The organism is Microbacterium xylanilyticum (genome assembly GCF_054654695.1).
In genome coordinates this window covers 1092956-1116943 of the sequence record NZ_BAAIEN010000002.1, presented here as the reverse complement: position 1 = coordinate 1116943, position 23988 = coordinate 1092956, and the positions used below count along the sequence as shown (strand labels likewise).

The window sequence follows — 23988 nt, the reverse complement described above, 5'->3', positions numbered from 1 at the left end:
GAGCGGGGTCAGACCACGGCCTCCGCGACGACCTCCGCGGCGCCGAGCACGAGGCGGGGCGTGCCCGCCCAGAGGGACGCGTCCGTGGCGGCACGCCCGTCCACGAGCAGTCGGACCCCGGGGACGTCCTGGGGGCTCAGCGCGCGGTACTCGGCGTGGTCCGTGTGCAGGATCGCCAGGTCCGCCTCCGCACCCATCGTGTGGGGCTCGAACCCGAGACGCGTGAGCTCGGCGTCGGTGTACAGCGGGTCGTGCACGGTCACCTGGGCGCCGCGCTCGCGCAGCGCCTGCACGAGCGGGAAGACGCCCGAGAACGCCGTCTCCTTGACGCCGCCGCGGTAGGCGGCGCCGAGCACGACCGCCCGCAGGCCGGCGAGCGGGCCGAGCACGCTCGCCGCCTGCGACACCATGCGCTCCGGCATGGACTCGTTCACGGCGCGGGCCGTGCGCACGATGTCCGCGTCGGGATCGGTCGAGAGGTAGAGCTTCGGGTAGACCGGGATGCAGTGACCGCCGACCGCGATCCCCGGCCGGTGGATGTGACTGAAGGGCTGCGAGTTGCAGGCGTCGATCACCTGGTAGACGTCGATGCCGTGGGCGGCGGAGAACAGCGCGAACTGGTTGGCCAGGCCGATGTTCACGTCCCTGTACGTGGTCTCCGCGAGCTTGGCCAGCTCCGCGGCCTCGGCGGTGCCCAGATCCCAGACGCCGTTCGGCCGGGCGAGGTCGTCGCGCGGATCGAACTGCAGCACGCTCTCGTAGAACGCCCTCGCGCGGCGCGCCCCCTCTGCGGAGAGGGCTCCGATCAGCTTCGGGTACTTCCGGAGGTCGGCGAAGATCCGCCCCGAGTAGACCCGCTCGGGCGAGAAGACGAGGTGGAAGTCCTCCCCCTCGGTCAGGCCGGATCCCTCTTCCAGCATCGGCGCGAACCGATCGCGCGTGGTCCCGACCGGCAGGGTCGTCTCGTAGCTGACGAGCGTCCCCGGCGTGAGCTCCGCCGCCAGGGCGCGCGTCGCGGCGTCCATCCAGGCGAAGTCGGGGAGGCTGGTCACCTCGTCGACCACGAGCGGCACCACCACGACCACGGCGTCGGCGCCCGGGACGGCCTCGGCGTAGTCGGTGGTCGCGCGCAGCCGGCCCGCGGCGACGACCGCGGCCTGCTTGTCGGCGAGCCCGGCCTCGCCCGGGAAGTGCGGGACGCCGGAGTTCACCGCCTCGACGGTCTCCGCGCTGACGTCGACGCCGATGACGTCGTGCCCGGATTCGGCGAACTGGACGGCGAGGGGGAGCCCGATCTTGCCGAGGGCGACGACGGCGATGCGCATCAGTTTCCTTCCGTCTGCGAATGGGCTTGCCGCGCATTCCGCAGTATCTCGACGACCCGCTCGGCGGCGTGGCCGTCTCCGTAGGGCTCAGCCGCGGTTTCAGCCGGTCGGCTCCGCGACGCCGCTGCCGCGATCTCCTCGGCGGTTCCGGTAAGAATATTCCATCCCAGCTCGACCGTCTCCACCCACTCCGTCTCGGTGCGGACCGTGGTGCACGGGATGCGCAGCAGGAACGCCTCCTTCTGCAGACCGCCGGAATCCGTGATGACACCCGCGCTGGACAGCACGGCGGCGATGAGATCGGGATACGCGAGCGGTGCGTGCGCGATCAGGGACCCGGTGCTCAACGCGATCCCGTGTTCGGCCGCCTTCGCGACGACCCGGGGGTGCGCGAGGAGCACGACCGGACGGTCGAGAGCGGCGAGACCGCCCACGATCTCCGCGAGGCGCGCCGGGTCGTCGGTGTTCTCGGCTCGATGGATGGTCGCGACATGGAACCCGCCGGGCGTGAGGCCGAGCTCGCGCACGAGGGCGGAGGGCGACCCCTGCAGCTCGTCACGGACCTGCAGGAGGACATCGGTCATCACGTCACCGACCAGCACCGTGCGCTCGGCCAGGCCCTCCCTGGTGAGGTGCTCCACCGCGACGCGGGTGGGCGCGAGCAGGAGGTCCGCGGCGTGGTCGGTCATCACCCGGTTGTGCTCCTCGGGCATGCGTCGGTTGAAGCTGCGGAGCCCGGCCTCGAGGTGGGCGACCGGGATGTGCATCTTCACGGCGCTCAGAGCAGCGGCGACCGTCGAGTTCGTGTCGCCGTAGACGAGGACCCAGTCCGGTCGATGCTCATCGAGCACCCCGTCCAGCGCCGCCAGCATCGCCCCGGTCTGCACTCCGTGGCTGCCGCTGCCCACGCCGAGATGCACGTCCGGGGCGCCGATGCCGAGGTCCTCGAAGAAGACGTCCGAGAGCATCGGGTCGTAGTGCTGTCCGGTGTGCACGATCACGTGCTCGACGCCCGCCGCGACGGCGGCGCGGTGGATGGGAGCGAGCTTGACGAACTGCGGGCGCGCACCGACGACGCTGACGATCTTCACGGATCAACTCTATGCAATGCCCGCCTCCGCCCATCGGCGGTCGCGGTTCACTCCGCCAGTCGCCGCGCCGCGCCCTCGAAGACCCGCGCCGGGACACCGCGCAGCACGCTGAACGGGGGCGCCACGGTGTTCTCGGTGACGACGGCCCCCGCCGCGACCACGCTGTGATCGCCGATGTCCGCGCCCATCAGGATGACGGCGTTCGCGCCGACGTGCACCCAGCGGCCGATCCGCGTCGGCCTGCGCACGATGGTCTTCGCGCGCTCGCTCACGCAGCGCTCCACCGTGGAGTGCGTATAGATCTGCGCCCCCGCCGAGACATCGCAGCCCTCGCCGATCGTCAGACCGCCGCTCCCGTCGATCACCGTGAACGCCCCGATCCAGACGTCGGCGCCGATGACCGGCTCTCCGACGATCCAGGCATGCGGATTGAACCTGTTCCCGGACAGCCCGTGCCACTCCGGCACCTCCGGCGCCGCGTCCGTCCTGCCATCGCTCACGGGGGTCTCCCTCTTCATCATCTATGCTACGTACGGGCCGGTCCGACCCGACGGTCGGAGGCAACGATCTCCTGGGAGTCTTCACGTCCATGTCTGTGCGTTCCAAATCGATCCTGATCACCGGCGGGGCCGGCTTCATCGGCAGCCATCTGGTGGACCGGCTCATCAAGGACGAGCCGCGCCGGATCACGGTCGTGGACAACTTCTTCCTCGGCAGCCTGGACAACCTGGCCCAGGCCCGCGCCGCCCGCGACGACATCGACATCATCCGCCTCGACGCCGCCGACCTCGCCGCGATGCAGGACGTCGTCACCAGCCACGAGATCGACACCGTGTTCGATCTCGCGGTGATCCCGCTGCCCACGTCGCTCACCTACCCGGCGTGGACCGTGCAGACCAACGTCGGCATCGCGACGACGTTCTGCGAGATCGCCCGCCGCGGCCTGGTCGAGCGCCTCATCCACCTGTCCAGCTCGGAGGCCTACGGCTCTGCCCGCTACATCCCGATGGATGAGGGCCACCCGCACGACGCCATCACGCCTTACGCGGCGAGCAAGTCCGCGGCCGATCACATCATCGAGTCGTACGTGCAGACGTTCGGGATCGACGCGACCGTGATCCGCCCGTTCAACAACATCGGGCCGCGCCAGAACCCCGGCTCGTACGCCGGCATCGTGCCGATCATCGTCCGCCGTGTGCTGGACGGCCAGCCGATCGAGATCTTCGGCGACGGCGAGCAGACCCGCGACTTCATCTTCGTGAAGGACAGCGCCGACCTCATCGCCCAGGTGCACGACTCACCCGCGTGCCGCGGACAGGTCCTGAACGTCGCGACCGGCGTCGAGACCTCCGTCAACGAGCTGATCGCCCGCATCCTCGCGCAGATGGGCCGTCCCGATCACCCCGTCTTCCACACGGAGGAGCGTCCGGGCGACGTGCGCCGCCACCTCGCGGACGTGTCGAAGCTCGAGTCGCTGCTCGGGCATCAGTCGCCCCGCCTGACGGACGAAGCCCTCGGCGAGACCATCGACTGGTATCTCTCCGTCCTCTCATGAGACTCAACATCCCGCTCACCGGCGCCCCGGAGGTCGAGGCCGTCCGTGAGGTCATCGAGTCCGGCTATCTGACGCAGGGCGCGAAGACCGCCGCGTTCGAGGCATCCATCCGCGACTACACGTCGGCCCGGCACGCCGCGGCGGTCAGCTCCGCGACGACCGGCCTGCACCTCGCTCTGGTCGCGCTCGGCGTGCAGCAGGGCGATGAGGTGATCATCCCCGGGTTCAGCTTCCCCGCGACGGCCAACGCCGTCGTGCAGCAGGGCGCCGTCCCCGTGTTCGTGGACATCGAGGAGAGCACGTTCAACCTCGATCCGTCGCAGCTCGACGCCGCCGTGACCGAACGCACCCGCGCGATCATGCCGGTGCACGCCTTCGGGCTGTGCGCCGACATGGATCCGATCAACGCCGTCGCGGCCCGGCACGGCCTGCCCGTCCTGGAGGACGCGGCGTGCGCCCTCGGCGGCACGTATCGCGGCCGGCACGCCGGGACGCTCGGCACGGCCGGGGTCTACTCCTTTCACCCGCGCAAGATCATCACGACCGCCGAGGGCGGGATGATCACGACCGACGACGACGATCTCGCCGCGCGCATCGCCGTGCTGCGCGCGCACGGCGCGGTCCGAGGCGAGCTGTTCATGGAGTTCGTCGACGCCGGCTTCAATTACCGTCTGAGCGACGTGCACTCGGCGATCGGCCTGGCCCAGATGCAGCGGATCGACGAGATCGTCTCCGGTCGCCGGGAAGCCGCCGCCGCCCTGCGGGATCGGCTCGACGGCATCGCAGGCGTGACGCTCCCGCACGCGCCCGAGGGGATCGCGCACACGTACCAGTCGTTCGTCGTCCTGCTCGACGACGACATCGATCGCGACGAGGTGATCCGGAGGATGCGCACGCGCGACGTCGAGACCACGCTCGGCACGTACGGCATGCACCTGCAGCCGTACTTCCGCGAGCGTTTCGACATCCCGGATGAGCGCCTGCCGCACACCACGCGCGCCCACCACCAGGCGCTCACGCTGCCGCTGTATCCGCAGCTGGAGGAGGGCGACATGGATCGGATCGCCGTGGCGCTCCGGCAGAGCATCGCCGAGAGCGGGAGGAACCGGTGAGCGCCGCGGATGTGACGATCGTCGACTACGGCGTCGGGAACCTGGGGTCGCTGCGCAACGCCCTCGCGAAGGTGGGCAAGCAGGCAGACGTCACCGGGGACCCCGCGGCCGTCCGCTCCGCCCGCCGCCTCATCCTGCCGGGCGTCGGGTCCTTCGACGCCGCGGTGGAGCGACTGACTTCGAGCGGTCTCGCGGACGCCATCGCGTACGCCGCCCGCGAGCGCGCGATCCCCGTCGCCGGCGTGTGCCTCGGCATGCAGCTGATCATGGACGGCAGCGACGAGGGCGTGCTCCCGGGGCTCGGCCTGATCGCGGGCCGAGCGCGGCGCTTCCCCTCCGAGATCGACGGATCGCGTCTGCTGGTCCCGCACATGGGCTGGAACACGGCCGTGTCCGCGAAGGCATCGCGTCTGGCTCCGTCGCTCGGCGAAGGAGGACGCTTCTACTTCGTGCACTCCTACGCGGTCTTCCCGGAGCACGAGTCCGACGTGCTGACGTGGAGCGACTACGGGATCCGCTACGCGTCCTCCGTGGAGCACGAGAACGTCATCGGCATCCAGTTCCATCCGGAGAAGAGCCACCGCTACGGGCTCACTCTTCTCGGCGAGTTCGCGTCGACGGAGGTCTGATGCACGTCTATCCCCGCGTGATCCCGGTGCTCCTCCTCGACGGGGAGCGTCTGGTCAAGACACGCACGTTCGGCGATGCCCGCTACGTCGGCGACCCCGTGAACGTGATCAGCATCTTCAACGACCTCGAGGTCGACGAGCTGATGATCCTCGACATCGGCGCGGCGCGCGGGCGCACGCCCGCCCCCCTGGAGCTGCTCGAGCGCATCGCGACCGAGGCGTTCATCCCCCTCGCCTATGGCGGCGGGGTGGAGACGGTCGCGCAGGCGCAGGCGATCGTCGCCGCCGGGTTCGAGAAGATCGTCGTCAACACCGCAATCCTGACCGCACCGGACGCCGTCAGGGAGATGGTCGCCGCTCTCGGCTCGCAGGCGATCGTCGGCTCCGTCGACGTGCGCGGCGCGCACGGCGAGTACATGGTGTACACGTCAGGCGGCAGCGAGCAGGCCGAGATCACTCTCGAGGAGTGGGTGTCGCTGGCCGGACGCCTCGGCGTGGGCGAGATCCTCGTGACGAACATCGATCGCGAAGGCACCCGCGAGGGCATCGACCTCGACGCGGTGCGGATCGTGGCCGACCTCGCCACCGTTCCCGTGATCGCCCACGGCGGCGCCGGCGCCCGCACCGATCTCGTCGCACCGATCGAGCACGCGGGCGCATCGGCGGTCGCCGCCGGCACGGCGTTCGTGATGCAGTCCGGACACGAGAGCGTGCTCATCAACTACCCGACGCGTCCGCAGATCGACGAGCTGTTCGGGCACCTCTTCGACGGTCGCGGCGAGGTCGTCGCCACCACGGCGGGCACGCACGAGTGGGATCTCGAGGCCGCACAGCGATTCCTCGACTCCCCCGAGGTGTGCACCCGCTGCCTCATCACGAGCGACGTGCCGGGCGCCGCGTTCGACGCCGACGGCGTGTGCTACTACTGCCACCTTCACGACTCCTTGGATCGGCAGTACCCGATCGGCCCGGAGAGCGAGAAGGCGCTCGACAAGTTCGTCGCCGAGCTCAAGGAGGCCGGTCGCGGCAAGAAGTACGACTGCATCATGGGCGTCAGCGGAGGAACCGACTCGTCGTTCCTGGCGCACCTGCTCGTGTCGAAGGGCGTCCGCCCGCTCGCGGTCCACTTCGACAACACGTGGAACTCCCCGACCGCGACGTCGAACATCTTCGCCGTGCTGGACAAGCTCGGCGTGGACCTCGAGACGTACGTCGTGGACAACGCCGAGTACGACGACATCTACCACTCGTTCATGCTGGCGGGCGTCAAAGACATCGAGGCTCCGACCGACATCGGCTTCATGGGGGTGCTCTACCGGGCAGCCGAGAAGCACGGCATCCGGCACATCGTCGAGGGACACTCGTTCCGCACCGAAGGCGTCTCCCCGATGGGGTGGCTCTACATGGACGGCGGTTACATCAAGGGCGTTCACCAGAAGTTCGGCCGGCTTCCGATGAAGACCTACCCCAACCTCGACTTCGCGCACTTCGTCAAGTGGTCCGCGTTCAGCCGCATCCAGCGGACGCGCCCGCTGTACTGGATCGACTACAACAAGGAGGACGCGAAGCGCTTCCTGGCGGAGCGGTTCGGCTGGCAGTGGTACGGCGGACACCACCTGGAGAACCGCTTCACGGCCTTCTACCACACCTACTTCCTGCCCACGCGGTTCGGGATCAACTTCCGTCAGATCGAGCTCTCCGCGCTCGTCCGCTCGGGCCAGATGGACCGCCTCGTCGCGGCCGCCCAGTTCATCGAGCCGAGACACGGCGATCCCGAGCTCATCGCGATGGTCAAGAAGCGCCTCGGCTTCGACGACGCCGGATTCGAGCACGTCATGACCATGCCGAAGAAGGAATACACGGACTATCCGACCTATAAGCGGCGCTTCGAACTGCTGCGTCCGTTCTTCTGGCTGATGTGGAAGCTCGACCGCGTTCCGAAGAGCTTCTACGTCAAGTTCTGCATCCCGCGGCGCGACCGGCGATGAGCGACCCGGCGACGGTCGTCTTCCGACGGCAGAAGGCCCTCCTGCGCGTCTGCTCCGTGCTGTTCAAGCCCTTCGCCTTCTTCACCCGCAGGATCGACTGGGTGGTCGGCCCCGAGGACATCGCATTGATGGCCACGCACATCGCGGGCGCGCTTCCGCGCAGCTACACCGCGATCCACGCACGCAATCCGTTCTACTCTGTCGCGTATGACGCCGTGATCCAGAAGCCGTCGCGCGCACTCGGCGGCAGGCTCGAGGTGTGGCGTCGGCTCTACGGCGGCCCGGTGCTGCTGGCGTGGCTGATGAATCGTGCGCGCGGTTTCATCTACGTCGGCGGAGGCGCGTTCCTGGAGGGCCACCACGACGAGCGCGACTTCGAGTTCTCCTTCATCCGATCGCATGGCCGCCGGCTCGTCTGCTACTTCACGGGCAACGACATCCGGTCGCCGAAGCTCTCGCTCGAACGCGCCGCCCGCACCGGGCGGCCCAACATCGGATCCATCCTGACCACGATCGACCCGGTGTTCGCGACGCCGGAGTACGACGAGGCCCGCCGGCTCCGCGCCGAGGTCGCGGAGCGTCACGCGGAGGCGATCTTCACCGCCCGGGTCGACCAGCTCGGCTACATCTCGGGCCCCACGCACCCGTTCCTCTACTTCTACCCGGATGAGCAGTTCGTCGACGAGACAACGAAGTTCGACGCCCCGGAGACCATCGTCGTCGTCCACGCGCCGTCCAATCCCCGGCTCAAGGGGACGGACGCGGTACGGGATGCGATGGCACGGATCGTCGCGGAGAATCCTCACGTCGAGTACCGCGAGCTCATCGGCGTCCCGCACGAGCAGGTGCTGGCGGCGCTCGACGACGCGCACATCGCCCTCAACGAGTTCTACGCTTCCGTCCCCGGAGTGTTCGGCGTCGAGGCGATGGCACGCCGATGCGTCCTGGTCACCAGCGCCGACGTCGCGGACGAGCCCGACCTGGGCGAGGACGCCGTCGGAGCGTGGGCGGTCGCCGACGTGGCGAATCTCTACGACGTGCTCTCCGCCGTGATCGCGCATCCCGAGCGGATGGCCGCGCAGGCGGAGCGAGGCCTGCAGTGGGCCCGCCGCCATGCCTCCGCGACGGCGAGCGCCCGGCAGCTCAGCGAGGTGCTCGGCTCGAGATGATCGCCTGCACCGCGTCGGCCCAGGTCTCGACCTGCGACTGAGCGGACTGCGCGCGCGCGGACTCGTGGACGGCCGCCTTGAACGCGTCCACGCGGTCCGGGGTCAGCCCGTCGAGCGCCGCGCGGATGCTGGCCTCCTCGAAGTCCGAGGTGACGATCCCGGCCCCCGTCTCGCGCACGATGCGCGCCATCTCGATCGACGGACCGACGATGATGCCCAGACGCGCCTGCACGAAGTCGAAGAACTTGTTCGGCAGTGCGAGCGCGTTGTTCTCGCTCGTCGGCGGGAGCACATGGATGCCGACGTCGTAGGCCTGCAGCTGCCCGATCAGCTCCGACTGCGGAACCGGCTCGTGGATCGTGATCCTGCTCCCGAGTTCCGCCGCGAGCCGCTGCAGCTCCGCACGATCCGTCGGCGGGTTGTACGTGAGGTACAGGTCGAGGGTGACATCGGCCGAGGAGGCGGCGACGGCCCGCATGATCTCCGCGAGACCGCGCTCCTTGAACGGGTTCCCGCTGTGGACGAGGCGGATGGGAGCGCCCGTCGGAGTCGCCTCGGCCTCGCGATACGGCGCCGCATTCGTGACCACGCCCGGCGCGAGACCGTAGTCCCGGTATCTCTCCGCGATCGCCGCGCCGACGGTCGTCGATGACACGGCCCGTGAGGCGAAGCGGCGGATCAGCCAGGTCCAGTAGCGGCGCTGCCTCTGGCCGAGCGTCGAGTCGTCGACCGGCAGCCCGGGATAGAACTCGTGCAGGTCGGCGTGCACCCGGGACGGCCCGGCGATCGCGAGCGCGACGCCGATCGTCTCGGCGTCGTTCGCGAGGACGGCGTCGAAGCGCCGACCGGAGAGGAGCGTCCGTGCCTGCTTCACGAGCGGGTGCTGCCGGTACGTCCAGCCGAACCACTCGCGCTCCCGCGCCACGCCGTCGACGAGGTCGCCCAGCCGGCCCCGGGGCCGCGCCCGCGAGAGATCCAGCTCGACATGATCCGCCACACGAGGGTCGGGCTTCGGACCCGGTGAGCAGGTGGTCACGTCGTACTCGTCGACGAACCGCCGCACCTGCTTGATCACCCGGGGATCGATGCTGATGTCGTCGAACGAGAGGATGAGCAGCCGCGCACGCATGCCCGAGAGTCTACGGGCCCGCCCCGGCGTCCGTGGCGGCTCGGCTCACGCCCCCACGGTTCCGGATAGACTCGACCCATGCCCGGCACGCGACAGGAACATTCGGGGGCCGAGTGAACCGCAACGGCTACCCCGCGTGGCTCAACCGCCTGATCGACCGGATCGCGGACTCGCCCACCAGCCTGATCGGGAAGGTCGCGGCCCGTCGCATGGGCCGTCCGGCACCGCGCGGCACCGTGCCGGCGACCCGTTTCGATGACCGCCCGACCCGCGTGCTGATCGCGCCCGTCAACTACTCGGGACAGGCCCTCGCCTGGGCTCGGGCCCTCGAGAAGGCCGATCCCCTCATCTCGGCGCGCAGCATGGCCGTCGACGTTCCCGGTGGGTTCTCCTTCGCGTCGGATCTCGTCGTCCCCGTGGGCACGTACCACAACGATCCGGATTGGCAGCGTCGGCAGTTCGCTGCGGCGACCTCCGCCACGCATGTGCTCATCGAGGCGGAGGAGCCGCCGTTCGGACGCCTCCTGGGGCGTTCCGTCCAGGCGCAGGCCGACGCCCTGACGGCAGCGGGCGTCGACGTCGCCTTTCTCGCGCACGGCACCGACGCGCGCCTTCCGTCGCGCCACATCCGCAACAACCCCCTCTCGTACTACCTGGACGACAGCGTGTATCTGCCGCGTGCCGAGGAACTGGCGGCCAGGAACATCGCGCTGCTCGAGCGCAGTGGCCGGCCGGTCTTCGTGTCCACGCCCGACCTGCTGGTCGACCTGCCCGGCGCGGTGTGGTGCCCGGTCGTGATCGATCCCGAGCGGTGGAGGACGGATCGTGCGACGACCAGTCGGTCGCGGCCGCTCCGCGTCGCCCACGCTCCCTCCGTCGCCGCCACCAAGGGCACCGCGATGATCCTGCCGGTGCTCGAGCGTCTCGCCGCCGAGGGCCTGATCGAGCTCTCTCTGATCCAGGGCGTCCCGTCCGCCCAGATGCCCGCGGCCTTCGCACGCGTCGACGTGCTGCTCGACCAGTTCCGGGCAGGCTCCTACGGCGTCGCGGCATGCGAGGCCATGGCAGCCGGATGCGTCGTCGTGGGGCAGGTGTCCGATCAGGTCCGCGAGGTCGTGCGTCGCACGACGGGCCACGACCTCCCGATCATCGAGGCGGATCCGGACACCCTGGAGCAGGCGCTGCGGGAACTCGCCGCGCGCACCGACCTCGACGGACTGCGCGCGCAGTCCGTGGCGTTCGTGCGGGCCGCGCACGACGGGACGCTGTCGGCGCGGGCTCTGAAGGACGCGTGGCTGACCGGCTCGACGATCCCGGGAAGGGGAGCGGATGCACAGCGCGGCTGAGGCGGCATGGAAGCGGCTCCCCAAGCCGGCGCAGGACGCGATCGCCTCGGGCGTGGATCGCCTGCGAGGGGTGCGGATCCCCGCACCCCCGGTCCCCGATCTCAGCAAGCCGTACCGCATGCTCGTGGGGCCGGTGAACTATGCGGGCCAGGGCTTCCGATGGTCCCGCGCCGCGGAGACGTCCGGGCTGGTCTCCGCGCGCAACTACGTCCACGCCGCGAACAACCCCTTCGCGTACGGCGCCGACCATGTGGTCTCGTGGCGCACCGCCGAGCATTCGCGAGCCTGGCAGCGCGCGATGCTCGACGACATCCGCGACAACTACACCCACGTGATGATCGAGGCCTGCTTCCCCCTTCTCGGAGGCATGTTCTCGGGCGATGTGCGCCGCCAGGTCGAGGTGATCCGGAACGCGGGCGTCCGCGTGGGCATCGTCGGCCATGGCAACGACGTCCGGCTTCCGTCGACGCATGTGCAGGGCAATCCGTGGTCGCAGTTCCGCGACAACGAGGAATGGGTGGCCGCGCACCTCGTCGAGGACGTGGTCGAGAAGAACCTCGCCCTGATCAAGGATCTCGACGCCCCGACGTTCGTGTCGACCGCCGGGCTGCTCGTCGATCTGCCTCGCGCCGACTTCCTCGGGGTGGTCATCGAGCCGGAGCGCTGGGCGTCGGATGCCGGGCTGCTGCAAGGGAAGCGGCTGCGCGTCGTGCACGCGCCCACCAACCCGGCCGTCAAGGGCACGGATCTGATCGCCCCCGCCGTGTCGAGACTGGTCAACGACGGCGTCATCGAATTCACCGAGATCCGCAACGTTCCGAATGAGGAGATGCGCCGGGTCTTCGCCGAAGCGGATGTGATCCTCGATCAGTTCCGGGTCGGCGACTACGGCGTGGGCGCCTGCGAGGGCATGGCCGGCGGCAGGCTCGTGCTCACGTACGTCACCGATCAGGTTCGGCAGGAGGTCGAGAGTCATGCCGGCATGCCCCTGCCCATCCCCGATGTCACCGTCGACACCCTCGAAGACGTGCTGCGCGACATCGCGTCCGACCGCGATCGCTACCGCTCGCTCGCCGCGACGGGCCCCGAGTTCGTCCGGCGGCTGCACGACGGCGCGTTCTCGCGGGACGTCCTGATGCGCCGTTTCTTCGAGGCCTGATCGTGCGCGTCCTCATCGCCTCTCGGATCTACCGCCCCGAGCCCTCCGCCGCGTCCCAGTTCCTCGGCGCCGTCGCCGACGCCCTGACGGAGAACGGCGACGACGTCACGGTGCTCACGGCCAGGGCTCCGCGAGGCATGCGCGACGGGAAGCGCGTCGAACAGGTGCGCACCTTCCCGGTTCTGCGTGATCGCGAGGGGTACGTGCGCGGCTACCTGCCCTACCTGAGCTTCGACGTGCCGCTCGCGCTCCGGCTCCTCGTCGCCCCCAGGCCCGACGTCGTCTTCGTCGAGCCTCCGCCCACGACCGGCGCGGTCGTCCGCGTCATCTGCGCCCTTCGGCGCATTCCGTACGTGTACGACGCCGCTGACATCTGGTCGGATGCGGCGCACATGGCGACGAGTTCCACCCTGGTGGTGCGTGCGCTGCGCGCCCTGGAGCGCTTCGCCCTGCGCGGGGCGGCGCACCGCGTGACGATCTCCGCCGGTGTCGTCGCGCGGCTGCGGGAGCTCGGTGTCGACGGCCCGGTGACGGTGACCGGCTTCGGCGCCGACACCACCGAGTTCTCCTACCGACCTGCCCCCTCGGGCAGGACGTTCGTCTACGCCGGCAGCTACTCCGTGTGGCACGGCACCGAGATCCTGATCGACGCGTTCGCGGATTTCAGCCGCTCGCACCCCGGCTACACGCTGACGTTCATCGGCAACGGCACAGAGCGCGCCGTGCTCGAAGAGCGCGCCCGGCAGCACGGCGTCCTCGACGGCATCACGTTCCTGGACGCGGTCCCCGCGCCCGAGCTCCTCCCCCACCTCTCGTCCGCCGTGGCGAGCCTCGCCACGCTCCGTCCTGGGACGGCATACGCATACGCGTTCGCGACGAAGACGTACTCGTCCCTCGCCGCCGGCTGCCCCGTGATCTTCAGCGGACCGGGTCCCACCGGACCGTTCCTGCGCGAGGCCGACCATCATGTGCGCGCCGGGTGGGCGTGCGCCTACGACGCCGGCCGTATCGCGGAGGCGATGCGCAGCGCGGCCGATGATCCCGCCACACCGCAGCAGCGTGAGGATCTGAGCCGTTGGACCGACCGCACCCACTCCCTCCGCGCGGTGGCCCGACGTGTCGCGGATGTCCTGCATGCCGCCGCCCGACGCAAGAGAAGGAACGCGTGAGATGCCGTCCCTGATCTCCCGCACCGCGGGCTGGCTGGTGCGTCATCGCTCCGCTCTGCCCCGCTGGGCGACCGCGCTCATCGAAGCCCCCGCCCGGAACCCCGACGGGCTCGCCGCTCGGCTGGCGCTCCGGGTCCTCGGCGGCGGTCCCGCGCCGCACACCGACGTGCCCACGACGCCGATCCGCGTGCTGATCGCGCCGACGAACTACTCCGGGCAGGCGTACCGGTGGGCGCGTGCGCTGGAGGCCGCGGACCCCGCCATCGGCGCCCGCAACCGCGCGGAGCAGATGCCCGGCGGATTCGACTTCCCGGCCGACGTCCTGGTCCCCTATGCCGCGTCGCAGAGCTCGCGGTCCTGGGCCGATGACGAGTACGAGGCGGTGCGCGGGTTCACTCATGTCCTCATGGAGGCGGAGCGACCCCTCTTCGGAAAGAAGTTCGATCGTGACCCCGCCGCCGAGCTGGCGGCGCTCGCCCGCGACGGCATCTCGACCGCCTATCTGTGCCACGGCACCGACATCCGCGATCCGGACCATCACGCCGCCCGGACGCCGTGGTCGATGTACCCGGAGGATCCGCGCACCGCCGTTCTCCGGGACGACGCGCGTGCCAACCTGGATCTGCTCACCCGGCATCGTCGGCCGACGTTCGTGTCCACGCCGGATCTTCTCGCGGACGTTCCCTGGGCGACGTGGTGCCCCGTGGTGGTCGACACCGCGACCTTCCGACCGGGACCCGAGCCGTTCCGCGGCGAGACCGTGACGGTGATGCATGCGTCGAGCAACGCGGTGCAGAAGGGGAGCCACTGGATCGAGCCGGCGCTGCGCCCGCTGATCGAGGACGGGCGGATCGCGTACCGCCTCCTCACCGCGACGCCCGCGGCCGAGATGCCCGCCGCGTTCCGCGCCGTCGACATCGTCATCGACCAGTTCCGCGTCGGCTCCTACGGCGTCGCCGCCTGCGAAGCGATGGCGAGCGGGCGCGTGGTCGTCGGTCACGTGCTGCCCGAGGTCCGGGCGCATGTCGAAGACGCGACGGGGCTGGATCTGCCGATCGTGGATGCCACGCCCGACACGCTGCTCGACGTCGTGTCCGCGCTGCTGCGCGACCCGGAGAGGGCTCGTCGCATCGCTGCCGAAGGACCGGCGTTCGTCGAGGCCGTGCACTCCGGCCCGGCCAGCGCTCGCGTGCTGATCGAGAACTGGATCGAGCGCGCCTGATCAGACGGCGGCCGAGTCGAGACGAGCCGCGGTGCGCCGGTCCTTCCATCGGCGCATCCGCTTCTCCAGCGGGCGCTCGACGAACGAATGCAGCGCCCACGCGAGGGTGATGTCCACCGCGAGGATCGCGGCGAACCACAGCACGTTGTGCCATGCGGGTCCCTGCGGGCCGAAGATCCGCAGTGCGAGGTAGATCACGGTCGCGTGAACGAGGTAGAACGCGAACGACCACTCGCCCAGCTTCACCTGCAGCCTGGACTCGAACCAGGAGCGCTTGCCCGCGAGCGTCTTCTGCGCGAGGGCGACGATCGCGACGGCGCAGGCCAGGGTGAACAGCTCGTTCCCGAACGCGGGGATGAGCGAGATGAGAGGCACGGTGAGGCCGGTGTGCGACACGAACACGATCGCGAACACGACGCCGATCATCGCCGCGATCCCGACCGCGGGCGGGATCCGCAGCCGCCAGCCGGATCGGATCGCCCACGCCAATGCCATGCCGAGCGCGAACTCCGACACCCGCACGATCGGCAGCGGCAGCGCCGCGAGTGCGGAACCGGGCAGGAGCAGCGCCAGGCCGCGGTAGGTGAACGCGCAGACGATCACTCCCCCGGCGAAGATCAGCGCGCCTCGCCGCGAAAGCCGCATGAGCACGCGCGAGATCCAGGGATGCAGCGCGTAGAAGAAGGCCTCGCAGGTCAGCGTCCATGCGGCGGGATTGCCCGAGAAGAGGATCTGAGGCGCGTTCCACCAGCCCTGCAGCAGGACGACCGACAGCAGCAGGATCCCGACGTCGAACGGCTTCAGGAAGCTGCCCTGCGGAATCGCGGCCATCGTGTAGAACACCGGGATGGCGAACACCAGAGCGACGATGTGCGACGGCCAGATCCGCGCGAAGCGGCGCCAGTAGAACGTCGACGTCGACACGTCCGGACGAGCCGACCAGGTGAGCACGAAGCCCGACAGCACGAAGAAGAAGGTCACACCGAAGTACCCCTGCGCGAAGACCGTCGAGATCACGCCGGGCAGCGGGGCGAACACGAGCATGTGGTACAGGAAGACCAGGAACGCCGCCCACCAGCGCAGTCCCGTCAGGCCATCGAGGCGCACGGTGCGCTGCGAGAGTATCGACCGCGTGTCCAGGATCCGGCTTCCTTCCAGGGGGAGAACCGCGACTGCGGCCCCGCCAGTCTACCCGGGGGCGACAGGAAGCCGCCGGAACGCGAACTAGGATCGACGGATGGGCACCCCGGACGTCGACGTCATCATCGCCGTGCACTCTGCGACACGGCCCATCCGACGAGCGGTCGCTTCCGTGCTGGCCGGCGGCACCGCCTCGGTGCGGGCGATCGTCGTCGCCCACAACATCGATGAGGAGATCATCCGGCGCAATCTCGCCGACCTCGCCGATGACGAACGGGTCGTGCTGCTGCACCTCGCCGACGGGATCCCCTCTCCTGCCGGTCCGATGAATCACGGGCTCGACCACGCGACCGCGGACTACTTCTCGTTGCTCGGCTCGGACGACGAGCTCGCCCCGGGAGCGATCGACCGATGGCTGGCCATCGCTCGGAAGCAGCACGCGTCGACGGTTCTGGCGCGGATCGACCGCGAGCTGAGCGGCCCGGATCCGATGCCGCCCACCCGCCGACGACGCACGGCAGACCTGGATCCGGTCAAGGACCGCCTCGCCTACCGCTGCGCGCCCCTCGGCCTGGTCTCGCGCGAGCGTTTCGGCGACCTGCGCTTCACGCCCGGGCTGCACTCGGGCGAGGATCTCGAATTCACCGCGCGGCTGTGGTTCACGGGTGAGCACATCGCCTACGCCCGCGCCGTCGCCGGGTACGTGGTGCACGAGGACGGCACGGATCGTGTGACCTCCGCCGCACGACCGGTCGCCGAGGATTTCGCCTTCTTGCGTGCGATCGAGGATTCGTCCTGGTTCGCCCGACTCGGCCGCCGTGCGCGGCGCGCACTCGGGGTGAAGAACCTCCGCCTGCACGTCTTCGATGCGATCCTGCTCCGGCTGCGCAGCCCCGAGGGCCTCGCGCCGCACAGGGATGCGCTGATCGCGGTCATCGCCCAGATCGAGCGCATGTCGCCAGGGGCCATCGCGCTCCTCTCGCGGGCCGACCGAGCGGTCTTCGACGCCCTTCGGGCGGAGAGCCCGGACCCGGAGCGCATCGAGCAGCTCCTCGGCTCCCGCTGGGCCGGCGGCGTCGACGCGCTGCTGACCCGCAATCCGCTGCGCAGCCTGCAGGCGCAGGCCCCCCTGCGCACCCTGCGCGCGATGACGCCCTGAGCGATGACGCCCTGAGCGATGACGCAGGAGGCCTCCGCGCCGCGGCTATCATCGAAGGCGTGGGAGCGCCTGTGGTCGACGTGTGCATCGCCGTCCATGCGGCGACCCGGCCGATCGCGCGCGTCGTCGGCTCGGTGCTCGACGGCACCGCGGCGCCGGTGCGCGTCACGGTCGTGGCGCACAACATCGATCCGGCCGTCATCGGCGAGAATCTCGGAGCACGCCTCGACGATCCCCGCGTGCGCCTGCTGAGTCTGCGCGACGGCATCCCCTCCCCGGCGGGACCGCTCAATCACGGTCTCGATCACGCCGACGGCGACTTCGTCGCGGTCGCCGGCTCGGACGACGAGTTCGCCCCGGGCGCGATCGACTCCTGGCTCCGGGTCCAGGCGCGCACCTCCGCCGAGATGGTGATCGGAAGGGTACGGCTCGCGAACGGTCGGACGGACCCCTACCCTCCCGTCCGCAACGGACGACGCCTGGCGTCCCTGGACGGGCGCAAAGACCGTCTCTCCTATCGGAGCGCGCCGTTCGGCATCGTCGACCGGCGCCGTTTCGGCGCATTGCGGTTCACACCGGCTCTGGCTTCCGGCGAGGACATCGCGTACAGCGGGAGGATCTGGTTCTCCGGTGCGCGAATCGCATACGACCTCGAGGGTCCGCCGTACATCATCCACGGCGATGCCGGCGATCGGGTCACGCACGCGCCTCGGCCCGTGGCCGCGGACTTCGGCTTCCTGGACGCCGTGGACGGTGCCGACTGGTTCACGGCGCTCGACGCGCCCTCCCGGACCGCGATCGTCGTGAAGTACCTCCGGATGAACGTCATGGACGCGATCGCCGTGCGTCTGACCGACGTCGACGGCTTCGAGTCGCATCGTCGCCCGCTGATCGGCGTCATCGAACGCCTGCACCGGATGAGCCCGGACGCGTTCCGTGTGCTGTCCCGAGCCGACGCGATGCTCCTGCGGGCCGTGCGGGACGAGGACACGACCGTGGAGCGGCTGCACGCCCTCGTGCGCGCCCGGGCGGACCATCGGCGCCCTGAGGCCCTGCTCACGAGCAGCCCCCTGCGCCTCTTCGATCGACAGGCTCCCCTGCGCACCCTCGTCGCCGGCGTGCGTGCGATGTCGACGCCGCAGCGCTGACGCCGCGCCGACGTCAGAGGTCGAGTTCGCGCGCGAGACCGGCCAGAAGCACCTGCTCCGCGAAGGCCGGCAGCGACGAGGCCACCTCGAGGAACGTGCCCGACGACGCGATGACGCCTTCGTCGACGTAGCAGATCCGGTCGTAGTCCTTGATGGTCGACAGGCGATGCGCCACAGAGATCAGCGTCACCTCGCCCTGCAGCTCGCGGATCGACTTCGTGACCTCGTCCTCGGTCTTCGTGTCGAGCGAGCTCGTCGCCTCGTCCAGCACCAGCACCAGCGGGTCGGTGTACAGCGCACGGGCGATGCCGAGGCGCTGCTGCTGACCCCCGGAGAGCGACACTCCGCGCTCCCCGATCCGCTCGTGGATGCCACCGGCGCGCGCGTCGACGAGGGAGCCCAGCTGAGCGCGCTCGAGCGCGTGCAGGACCTTCGCCTCGTCGATCTCGTCGGTCCAGGTGAGAGCCACGTTCTGAGCGATCGTGCCGTCGAAGAGCGCGACGCGCTGCGGCACGTAGCCGACCCGGCCGCGCCATTGCCGCAGCACCGACTTCAGCGGATCGCCGTCGATCGTGATCTCGCCCTCGGAAGCCTGGCTGAGACCGAGGAGGAGATCGATCAGGGTCGACTTCCCGGCGCCCGACGGCCCGACGATGCCCAGGGAGCTGCCGAGCGGAATCGTCAGCGACATCCCGCGGATCACGTCCTCCTCCGCGTTCGGATAGCGGAATCGGACGTCGTCGAGTCGCAGCTCCCGCGGGTTCTCGGCGAGCACCGCCGTGTCGGCGGGCGCCTGGGACACCTTCATGTCCGCTTCCGCCGCCGTGAGATCGCCGATGACGTCCTGCGCCGAGGGGATGCTGGCGACCGCCTGCACGAGTCCGCCCTGAATGCCGTTGATCGCCGGGATGAGCCGGAAACCCGTCGCCGCGAAGAGCGCGACCGAGGAGAGCGCGCCGGCAAGACCGCCCTGCACGAAGGCGAAGCCGCCGATGAGGATCACGCCTCCGATCAGGGCGGCCTCGAACACGAAGCCGGGGACGACTCCGAGGAAGGATCCGTTCGCCCGCGCGCGGACCGAGCGGTGCCGGTTGGTCGTCACGAGGTCGGCGACCTCGGACAGCCGGTTGCGCAGGCTCAGCTCCTTCAGCGCCTCGATCATCTCGGTCATCAGGATCGCGACCCGATAGCTGTAGGTGAGGTTCACCTGGGCGGCCTCGAGAGCTCGCTTGGTCACGACCAGGTGCACCACCACCGCGATGAGGGTCAGATACACCAGCGCGATGATCGACGTCATCGGGTTCGCCGCGAAGAGCACCGCGATGATCAGCACGAACGTGAGCGCGGAGCTCGGGACCCTCATCAGCGGCAGGATGAAGCCCGCCATCGTGTTCGCGATGCCGCTGTCCGCGATCCGCGTGATCTCCGCCACCGAGCGCTTGGAGCGCTCTTCCCAGCTCGAGTTGATGTACGCCTTGAACATCCGGTCGCCGATCTCGAGCTCGTACTGCGCGAACCGACGAGTCGCGAACCAGTGCACGATGACCGTGAGCGCGGACTTGACGATGATCAGCACGCAGGCTCCCAGGCCGACGAGAGCGACGCTCCCCGAGGGGATCTCGCCGATCACCGGCAGGCGCAACGACCCGCCGGTGAGGGCCGGGCCGATCATCACCGCGAGCAAGGACATGGCGGCCACGTCCAGGATCGTGATGAGGCTCGTGACGACCATGTAGCCGATGAAGTACTGCTGGGCGCCCTTGGGCAGCAGCGGAATGAGGCTCCGGAGAACCGGCCAGATCTGCTTCATCGCGAGACGCTCAGAACGCCACGGAGGCGCCGGACGTGGCGGACGCGAGAGCGCCCTCCACGACGGTCAGCGTGTGCTGGCCCTGCGCCATGGTGACGACGTCGCTCGGCTTGCCGAGGACGGCGTCGCGGAACGCCTCGTGCTCGGCCTTCAGCGGCTCGCGCTTGGCGAACGCGAACCGGGTGATGTCGCCCTCGGAGACGCCGCGGAAGGAGGAGATCGACTCCCACTCCAGCGGGATCGTGCCATTGGCGAAGAAGGTGAGGTCGCCGGTCGCCGTGTCCGCGATGAACGTGCCGCGGTCGCCGGTGACGACGGTGACGCGCTCCTTCATGGGCGAAAGCCAGTTCACCAGGTGGTTCACGATCACGCCGTTCGCCAGGCGTCCGGTCACGGTGATCATGTCCTCGAACTCGCGTCCGCTCTTGTGCGCGATCTGCGCGAAGATCGTGGCGTACTCGCTCTGCGCGACCCAGCTGGTGAGGTCGATGTCGTGGGAGGCCAGGTCCTTGCCCACGCCCACGTCGGCGATGCGCGCGGGGAACGTGCTCTGGCGGCGCGTCGCGATCTGGTAGACGTCGCCCAGCTCGCCGGCCTCGAGCCGGCGGCGCAGCTCCTGCAGGGCGGGGTTGAAGCGCTCCACATGGCCCACGGCGCCGACGAGACCGCGGGACTCGAACGCCTCGACCATGCGCTGGCCGGCCTCGACGCTGTGCGCGATCGGCTTCTCCACGAGCGTGTGCACGCCCGCCTCCGCCAGCTTCAGGGCCGCGTCCTCATGGAACCGGGTCGGCACGGCGACGACGGCCATGTCGATCCCCGCCGCGATCAGCGATTCGATGTCCGGCAGCACGCCCAGATCGCCGCCGACGCCGTGCGGGTCGCCGCCCGGGTCGGCGATCGCGACGAGGTCCAGGCCCTCCACCTCGCGCAGCACGCGGGCGTGGTGGCGCCCCATCATGCCGACGCCGAGAAGGCCGACGCGCAGATCCCCCATCAGGCGCCCGCTCCCGCGACGGCGTTCACGGCGGCCACGATCCGCTCCAGGTCTCCCTGGGACAGCGACGGGTGCACCGGCAGCGACGCGACCTCACGGGCCGCCCGCTCGGTCTCCGGCAGCTCCAGGCCGGGAGCGTACGGGGCCAGCGACGGCAGGCGGTGGTTCGGGATCGGGTAGTACACGCCCGCGCCGACGTTGTGCTCCTCCTTGAGGGCCTTCACGAAGCCGTCGCGGTCCTCGGGCACCCGCACGGTGTACTGGTGGTACACGTGCACCGCGCCGTCGGCGACGGCCGGCACGACCACGCCTTCGAGGTGCGCGTCCAGGAACGCGGCGTTCGCCTGACGCGTCTTCGTCCAGGCGTCGACCTTGGTCAGCTGGACGCGGCCGATCGCCGCGTGGATGTCGGTCATCCGGGCGTTGAAGCCCACGACCTCGTTCTCGTACTGCCGCTCCATGCCCTGGTTGCGCAGGAGCTTGACGTTGCGGGCGATCTCGTCGGTCGCCGTGGAGACCATGCCGCCCTCGCCGCTGGTCATGTTCTTCGTCGGGTACAGGCTGAACATCGCGAACTCGCCGAAGGTGCCCACCGGGCGCCCGTCGAGCGACGCGCCGTGCGCCTGCGCGGCGTCCTCGTACAGCGCCACGCCGCGCTCCGCGGCCAGCGCCTCCAGCTCGCGCATGCGCGCCGGGTGCCCGTACAGGTGGACGGGCAGGATCCCCTTGGTCTTCGAGGTGATCGCGGCGGCGACCGCCTCCGGGTCCAGCGTGAAGGTCTCCGGCTCGATGTCCACGAACACCGGCGTCGCGCCGGTCAGCGCCACCGAGTTGCCGGTGGCGGCGAAGGTGAAGGACGGGACGATGACCTCGTCCCCCGGTCCCACGCCCGCGGCGAGCAGACCCAGGTGGAGGCCCGCGGTGCCGGAGTTCACGGCCACGGCCGGACGGCCCTGGACGAAGTGCTCCGAGAACTCCGCCTCGAACGCCGCGACCTCGGGGCCCTGGGCGACCATGCCGCTGCGCAGCACGCGGTCGACCGCCTCCCGCTCCTCGTCGCCGATGATCGGCTTGGCCGGGGGAATGAACTCGCTCACGCGTTCTCCTTTGTCAGAATGCCATCCTGCTCGACATAACGGTCGCCGCTCTGCGGGCAGATCCAGATGCCCGGCTCATCGCCGGCGGCCAGCGGGACGCCGGCCTCGCCCACCCAGCCCAGGCGCTTCGCGGGCACGCCCGCGACCAGCGCGTAGTCGGGCACGTCCTTCACGACGACGGCGCCGGCGGCGACCGTGGCCCAGGCGCCGATCGTCACGGGCGCGACGCACGTGGCGCGCGCGCCGATCGCGGCACCCTTCCCGATCGTGACGCCGACCGGCTCCCAGTCGTGCGCGCTCTTGATCGTCCCGTCCGGGTTGATCGCCCGCGGATACGTGTCGTTGGTCAGCACGACGGCCGGACCGATGAACACGCCGTCGCCGAGGCGCGCGGGCTCGTACACGAGGGCGTAGTTCTGCACCTTGCAGTTGTCGCCCATGACGACGCCGGTGCCGATGTACGCGCCGCGCCCGACGATGCAGTTCTCTCCCAGCTGCGCCTGCTCGCGCACCTGCGCGAGGTGCCAGATCGAGGAGCCGTCGCCGATGACGGCATCGGCGGACACATCGGCGGATTCGACGATCCGCACACCGGGACGGGAGCTCACGCGGCTTTCTCCTCGCTGTCGAGCATTCGGGGTACCGAGTCATCCTAACGGGCGCGTCCAGCGATTCCTGCGAAGATGGTGGGGTGACCCCACCGACGAAACCCGACCCTCACACCTGGGTCGTCGTCCCCCTGTACAACGAGGAGTCCGTGATCGCGGACGTGATCGCCGGTCTTCTGCCGTTCTTCCCGAACATCGTCTGCGTCGACGACGGCTCGACCGATCGGTCCGCGGCCGTCGCCCGCGCAGCCGGCGCACGTCTGGTCGAGCACCCGATCAACCTCGGACAGGGCGCCGCGCTGCAGACCGGCATCGAGTTCGCCCTCGCGCACCCGTCGTGCGAGTACATCGTGACCTTCGACGCCGACGGCCAGCACCGGGTCGTCGACGCCATCGAGATGGTCGCGGCCGCGCGCTCGCAGGACGTGGGCATCGTCTTCGGGTCGCGCTTCCTGGACGACCGGACGAAGCCGGGCTGGGTCAAGCGCGTCGTGCTGAAGACCGCGGTCTGGGTCACGAACCTGACCACGAGCATCAAGCTCACCGACGCCCACAACGGCCTCCGCGTGATCCGCCGGGACGCCGCCTCCCAGATCCGGCTGAAGCAGGATCGCATGGCGCACGCGACCGAGATCGTGCTGCAGCTCGGCCGCACGGGGCTCCCCTGGACGGAGTACCCCGTGGAGCTGCTGTACACCGACTACTCGAAGTCCAAGGGGCAGTCGGTGCTGAACTCCGTCAACATTCTCGTCGATCTGCTCGTGAGGTGACCGCCATGTGGATCCAGATCCTGCTCATCCTCGGCGTCGTGCTGATCGGCGCCGTCTTCATGCGCCGCACCGGCGCCGACAGCCACCTCGCCATCCGGCGGATGGTGTACGGCGTGTTCATCCTCGTCGCCGTGCTCTCGATCCTGTTCCCGGCGTGGCTGACGTGGGTGGCGAACCTCGTGGGGGTCGGGCGGGGCACCGATCTGCTGCTCTACGCCCTCGTCCTGATGTTCCTGGTCTTCGTGTACACCCAGTCGCGACGCAACTCGGCGCAGCAGCGCCGGCTCACCCTCCTGGCCCGACGCATCGCGCTCCTCGACGCCCTCGAGCACGAGAAGCCGGCCGATGAGGACGCGCAGGGCTGA

22 protein-coding genes are annotated in these 23988 nt (G+C 69.9%); 13 read left to right on the top strand and 9 right to left on the bottom strand.

From position 1 onward, the window contains the following. Positions 1–8: 8 nt before the first annotated feature. The 3 genes from ACYQ1L_RS05830 to ACYQ1L_RS05820 are packed head-to-tail and all read right to left on the bottom strand — an operon-like array spanning position 9 to position 2916. On the bottom strand, positions 9–1325 hold the full coding sequence (locus ACYQ1L_RS05830) for a nucleotide sugar dehydrogenase (RefSeq protein ID WP_460003298.1): 1317 nt from the start codon (positions 1323–1325) through the stop codon (positions 9–11). After that, the gene (gene wecB / locus ACYQ1L_RS05825) at positions 1325–2416 is read right to left on the bottom strand and encodes a non-hydrolyzing UDP-N-acetylglucosamine 2-epimerase (protein WP_460003297.1); all 1092 of its coding nucleotides are present in this window, start codon (positions 2414–2416) and stop codon (positions 1325–1327) included. Before wecB ends, ACYQ1L_RS05830 begins: the two co-directional genes overlap by 1 nt. A 47-nt stretch (positions 2417–2463) precedes the next feature. Beyond that, positions 2464–2916: an acyltransferase gene (locus tag ACYQ1L_RS05820; protein ID WP_460003296.1), complete on the bottom strand. Its 453-nt coding sequence runs from the start codon at positions 2914–2916 to the stop codon at positions 2464–2466. Positions 2917–3005: 89 nt separating this feature from the next. Here ACYQ1L_RS05820 and ACYQ1L_RS05815 point away from each other — a divergent pair, with 89 nt between their 5' ends. From ACYQ1L_RS05815 to ACYQ1L_RS05795, 5 genes are read left to right on the top strand one after another with little or no spacing between them, the layout of a single operon-like run. Continuing rightward, positions 3006–3971: a dTDP-glucose 4,6-dehydratase gene (locus tag ACYQ1L_RS05815; RefSeq protein ID WP_460003295.1), complete on the top strand. Its 966-nt coding sequence runs from the start codon at positions 3006–3008 to the stop codon at positions 3969–3971. Next, the gene (locus tag ACYQ1L_RS05810; protein WP_460003294.1) at positions 3968–5083 is read left to right on the top strand and encodes a DegT/DnrJ/EryC1/StrS family aminotransferase; all 1116 of its coding nucleotides are present in this window, start codon (positions 3968–3970) and stop codon (positions 5081–5083) included. Before ACYQ1L_RS05815 ends, ACYQ1L_RS05810 begins: the two co-directional genes overlap by 4 nt. Further along, positions 5080–5712 carry an imidazole glycerol phosphate synthase subunit HisH gene (gene hisH, locus ACYQ1L_RS05805; protein WP_460003293.1) on the top strand — a complete coding sequence of 211 codons (633 nt, stop codon included), beginning with the start codon at positions 5080–5082 and terminating at the stop codon, positions 5710–5712. Before ACYQ1L_RS05810 ends, hisH begins: the two co-directional genes overlap by 4 nt. Beyond that, positions 5712–7700, top strand: coding sequence for an N-acetyl sugar amidotransferase (locus ACYQ1L_RS05800; protein WP_460003292.1), 1989 nt, complete (start codon positions 5712–5714; stop codon positions 7698–7700). Before hisH ends, ACYQ1L_RS05800 begins: the two co-directional genes overlap by 1 nt. After that, positions 7697–8869: a glycosyltransferase family protein gene (locus ACYQ1L_RS05795; protein WP_460003291.1), complete on the top strand. Its 1173-nt coding sequence runs from the start codon at positions 7697–7699 to the stop codon at positions 8867–8869. Before ACYQ1L_RS05800 ends, ACYQ1L_RS05795 begins: the two co-directional genes overlap by 4 nt. Here the strand turns inward: ACYQ1L_RS05795 and ACYQ1L_RS05790 are convergent. Continuing rightward, complete coding sequence (locus ACYQ1L_RS05790; RefSeq protein ID WP_460003290.1) at positions 8844–9998, bottom strand: glycosyltransferase family protein; 1155 nt, start codon at positions 9996–9998, stop codon at positions 8844–8846. The two genes, ACYQ1L_RS05795 and ACYQ1L_RS05790, sit on opposite strands and share 26 nt — an antisense overlap. 113 nt (positions 9999–10111) lie before the next feature. On the opposite strand from ACYQ1L_RS05790, the gene ACYQ1L_RS05785 reads away from it, so the two are divergent. The 4 genes from ACYQ1L_RS05785 to ACYQ1L_RS05770 are packed head-to-tail and all read left to right on the top strand — an operon-like array spanning position 10112 to position 14894. Continuing rightward, positions 10112–11344, top strand: coding sequence for a glycosyltransferase family protein (locus ACYQ1L_RS05785; RefSeq protein WP_460003289.1), 1233 nt, complete (start codon positions 10112–10114; stop codon positions 11342–11344). Further along, positions 11328–12503 carry a glycosyltransferase gene (locus ACYQ1L_RS05780; protein WP_460003288.1) on the top strand — a complete coding sequence of 392 codons (1176 nt, stop codon included), beginning with the start codon at positions 11328–11330 and terminating at the stop codon, positions 12501–12503. Before ACYQ1L_RS05785 ends, ACYQ1L_RS05780 begins: the two co-directional genes overlap by 17 nt. Before the next feature lie 2 nt (positions 12504–12505). Next, positions 12506–13672, top strand: a complete 1167-nt coding sequence (locus tag ACYQ1L_RS05775) for a glycosyltransferase family 4 protein (RefSeq protein WP_460003287.1) — start codon at positions 12506–12508, stop codon at positions 13670–13672. Position 13673: 1 nt separating this feature from the next. Next, a complete protein-coding gene (locus tag ACYQ1L_RS05770; protein WP_460003286.1) occupies positions 13674–14894 on the top strand; it encodes a glycosyltransferase in 1221 nt (406 codons plus the stop codon). Here the strand turns inward: ACYQ1L_RS05770 and ACYQ1L_RS05765 are convergent, their stop codons facing one another. Next, a complete protein-coding gene (locus ACYQ1L_RS05765) occupies positions 14895–16001 on the bottom strand; it encodes an acyltransferase family protein (RefSeq protein WP_460003285.1) in 1107 nt (368 codons plus the stop codon). Positions 16002–16131: 130 nt separating this feature from the next. Here ACYQ1L_RS05765 and ACYQ1L_RS05760 point away from each other — a divergent pair, with 130 nt between their 5' ends. Together ACYQ1L_RS05760 and ACYQ1L_RS05755 are read left to right on the top strand one after the other, a co-directional pair. Then, positions 16132–17193, top strand: coding sequence for a glycosyltransferase family 2 protein (locus ACYQ1L_RS05760; protein WP_460003284.1), 1062 nt, complete (start codon positions 16132–16134; stop codon positions 17191–17193). 59 nt (positions 17194–17252) lie between these two features. Continuing rightward, the gene (locus ACYQ1L_RS05755) at positions 17253–18341 is read left to right on the top strand and encodes a glycosyltransferase family 2 protein (RefSeq protein WP_460003283.1); all 1089 of its coding nucleotides are present in this window, start codon (positions 17253–17255) and stop codon (positions 18339–18341) included. 13 nt (positions 18342–18354) lie between these two features. Here the strand turns inward: ACYQ1L_RS05755 and ACYQ1L_RS05750 are convergent, their stop codons facing one another. Genes ACYQ1L_RS05750 through ACYQ1L_RS05735 form a run of 4 tightly spaced genes read right to left on the bottom strand, consistent with a single transcriptional unit; the run spans position 18355 to position 22853 of the window. Next, on the bottom strand, positions 18355–20151 hold the full coding sequence (locus tag ACYQ1L_RS05750) for an ABC transporter ATP-binding protein (RefSeq protein WP_460003282.1): 1797 nt from the start codon (positions 20149–20151) through the stop codon (positions 18355–18357). 10 nt (positions 20152–20161) lie between these two features. Beyond that, a complete protein-coding gene (locus ACYQ1L_RS05745; RefSeq protein WP_460003281.1) occupies positions 20162–21148 on the bottom strand; it encodes a Gfo/Idh/MocA family oxidoreductase in 987 nt (328 codons plus the stop codon). Beyond that, positions 21148–22245 (bottom strand): DegT/DnrJ/EryC1/StrS family aminotransferase, encoded by a 1098-nt coding sequence (locus ACYQ1L_RS05740; RefSeq protein ID WP_460003280.1) that lies wholly within the window; start codon positions 22243–22245, stop codon positions 21148–21150. The genes ACYQ1L_RS05745 and ACYQ1L_RS05740 overlap by 1 nt, the downstream gene beginning before the upstream one ends. Next, positions 22242–22853, bottom strand: coding sequence for an acyltransferase (locus ACYQ1L_RS05735; protein WP_460003279.1), 612 nt, complete (start codon positions 22851–22853; stop codon positions 22242–22244). The genes ACYQ1L_RS05740 and ACYQ1L_RS05735 overlap by 4 nt, the downstream gene beginning before the upstream one ends. Positions 22854–22936: 83 nt before the next feature. Between ACYQ1L_RS05735 and ACYQ1L_RS05730 the strand changes: the two genes are divergently transcribed. Beyond that, positions 22937–23623 carry a glycosyltransferase family 2 protein gene (locus tag ACYQ1L_RS05730; RefSeq protein WP_460003278.1) on the top strand — a complete coding sequence of 229 codons (687 nt, stop codon included), beginning with the start codon at positions 22937–22939 and terminating at the stop codon, positions 23621–23623. 5 nt (positions 23624–23628) lie between these two features. Continuing rightward, positions 23629–23988 (top strand): DUF2304 domain-containing protein, encoded by a 360-nt coding sequence (locus ACYQ1L_RS05725; protein WP_460003277.1) that lies wholly within the window; start codon positions 23629–23631, stop codon positions 23986–23988.